At 44.0% G+C, this 2386-nt stretch carries 3 protein-coding genes and 1 pseudogene; 1 reads left to right on the forward strand and 3 read right to left on the reverse strand.

The window, feature by feature from the left end:
- Nucleotides 1-126: DUF2887 domain-containing protein (locus tag O9324_RS16790; RefSeq protein ID WP_288140246.1), on the reverse strand; the 126-nt coding region annotated here is incomplete at its 3' end.
- A 364-nt stretch (nucleotides 127-490) separates the two neighbouring features.
- Between O9324_RS16790 and O9324_RS16795 the strand changes: the two are divergent.
- A pseudogene (locus O9324_RS16795) lies at nucleotides 491-1000 on the forward strand (class I SAM-dependent methyltransferase); the annotation flags it as partial.
- 40 nt (nucleotides 1001-1040) lie between these two features.
- Here O9324_RS16795 and O9324_RS16800 read toward each other — a convergent pair.
- Nucleotides 1041-1415: a hypothetical protein gene (locus O9324_RS16800; protein WP_249267853.1), complete on the reverse strand. Its 375-nt coding sequence runs from the start codon at nucleotides 1413-1415 to the stop codon at nucleotides 1041-1043.
- Complete coding sequence (locus tag O9324_RS16805; RefSeq protein WP_249267854.1) at nucleotides 1390-2223, reverse strand: transposase; 834 nt, start codon at nucleotides 2221-2223, stop codon at nucleotides 1390-1392. The genes O9324_RS16800 and O9324_RS16805 overlap by 26 nt, the downstream gene beginning before the upstream one ends.
- Between the last annotated feature and the right edge of the window lie 163 nt (nucleotides 2224-2386).

Genomic DNA, 2386 nt, shown 5'->3' on the forward strand with positions numbered 1-2386 from the left:
GAGTTGTTTCACCTCTTGGGAGGTGAATTTATAGTTTGCTGCTCCCGGTTGCGGTTGTCCGATTAGGTCAAAGAAACTGTCCGGAAAGCGCAGGAATATTTGGTAAAAGATACTGTCAGTTTTCACGAGAAATCTCGCTTCCAGGGTTTATTGGCAGTTGCCGAATTGTTTGGCTCAACGGTTAATACTCTAGTATTAATAGACATTGTAAGTAGCTAAGTAGCTGGTTATAATTAAATTGAAGATAGATTTTAGGTTCGATCCCCCCTGCCCCCCTTGATAAGGGGGGTGCCGATAGGCGGGGGGATCTGACAGTTTTTAACACCTACCTACTTAGGCACAATTAATTATACATATCTAACCACCTCTTGCCTCTTGCCTTTTGCCTCACCTCAACAAGCAATTTAAAGGCGCGGGCAGCTTATCTGGCTCTTTTCCTGTATAATCAAGTCTTAATTTTAGGAATTGTCATTATATTTGAGGAAAATCTATGAGTTGGACAGAAGGATATGTATCGGAAGTTAACTACACTAGCGGTTTTTACGGCGAGTTAAGTCCCCTAAAATTAGGTTTAGCCACTCTGATGAAATCCATTCAACCCCCCGATTCTAGCCAAGAATTTACCTATTGTGAATTGGCCTGTGGTCAGGGTTTTACCACGAATATTTTAGCGGCTACCTATCCCCACGCCCAATTTTATGCCAATGATTTCAATCCTAGCCATATCGCCACAGCTAGAGATTTAGCAGCCAAGGCGGGAATGAAGAATGTTCTTTTCTTTGATGATAGTTTTGAGGAATTTTTAGAGCGAGATTTACCTCAATTTGACTTCATCAGTCTGCACGGAACTTATAGCTAGATTAGTGCCAGAAATCGCCAAGCAATAGTTAATTTTATTCGCCGCAATCTCAAGGTAGGGGGATTAGTTTATATCTCCTATAATGCCCTTCCGGGTTGGTCGGCGGCGATGCCGATACAAGCTTTAATGGTGCGCCATGGCTGACTGACGGACACATTTTTCAATACAAAGACAAGTACTGTTATGTGAAAGCCTCAAACTCCTGAATAAAAGAAAAAGTAATTTTGCCATAATAATCCTGACGAGCTTTGCGAGAAGCAAAACAGGGAAAAGGGTCAACAGAAAATAAGTGGTCAAGTCGCAAGAAGGGACGCGCCTTATGAACAACTCCCGCCAGCCAACGTAAACCAATTTTCAAATAACTCAAACCACGCCGAAAATGAGCATCAACCTGACGGCGAGAGCCAGATTGTTGAACCGCCATGCCAGTTAAAGTAGCAAAGAGAATAGAAATGGCAACAATGAGATAAAGACGTTCTAAACAAGCAGCAGAGCGAACACGAGAATGTTCCCAGTCAAAAACGCCCGATTTACTGCCCTTGAAAGAGATGTTCAATGGGAAAACGAAGACCATACTGCCAGAAGGTGTCAAGGGTAGGAGGTTCATCGCTCAGAATTGCCCAATTATCCTTAACCCCTGGAACGGAGGCTAAAGCAAGATGAGCAGTGATTCTAGCCTCCTGCCAGACTTGAACGTTGCGATAAAAGCAGGCTTGCCGTTTGGGAGGATAGAGTTCTCTGACCTCATAGCCAAAACCCCGACGGCGAACACCGTAAATGAGGGTATCGCAAGGTAAGCGAAGACACCAATGCCAAGTATTTTTCCTGAGCCATTGAATTAATTGCTGATTGGCAAAGCCTCGGTCGGCTAACAGCATGACATTCTCAAAGCCCTGAAGATAGCCTTTGGCTCTGTCCAACAAGGGTTCGTATTTCTCAAAAGCTAGGCTGGCACTACCATGTTCTAATCCCATCCACATCAAGGGGACGGCTCTCCCCCCGCAGACCACCGCTAGATAGACAAAGCAGTATTGATTCCACAACAGAGTGGTATCTATTGCTAGATACAGTCTTTCCCCCTTCTCCTTCCAAGTCTCGATGGCTTTCAATATTAAGGGGATGTATATCTTTTCCACCGCTACTCTTCCATTCTGGCAAAAGCGATTCCACCGTCTCTGATAACTATTGGCTTGTTCGGCTCTGCTTTGTACAAAGGGTTCCCATCTGGCTTGATTGAGACTTTGACTACTGAGTAGGGCTGTCACCATCCAACTGAGGACGGTTAAATGTCTTTTATCCACAAATCGGCTTCCTTGTTCTAGATAGGAATAAACTTGGGAGAAGATTCTGTTCTCGGTTTTCATCTTGTAGGGATTCTTGCTTTTTCCCTGAGAGGGGGACAAGCGAGCTAGAAGGTAGATAGGGCAAGCGATATAGCTCTTTGTCCTTTGATGTAATCCTTCAACCGATAGCGGCTAATTTGCATTAGCTCTTCTATATTTTTTTGGAACATTTGATGTAGCTGTA

It is taken from the genome of Microcystis sp. LE19-84.1B, from assembly GCF_027531875.1.
In the GTDB taxonomy this organism is placed as follows: Bacteria; Cyanobacteriota; Cyanobacteriia; order Cyanobacteriales; family Microcystaceae; genus Microcystis; species Microcystis panniformis.

Bases quoted from the DNA above. Each gene is read 5' to 3' on its own strand.
- O9324_RS16805 (WP_249267854.1), bottom strand. From the start codon at position 2,223: ATGAAAACCGAGAACAGAATCTTCTCCCAAGTTTATTCCTATCTAGAA.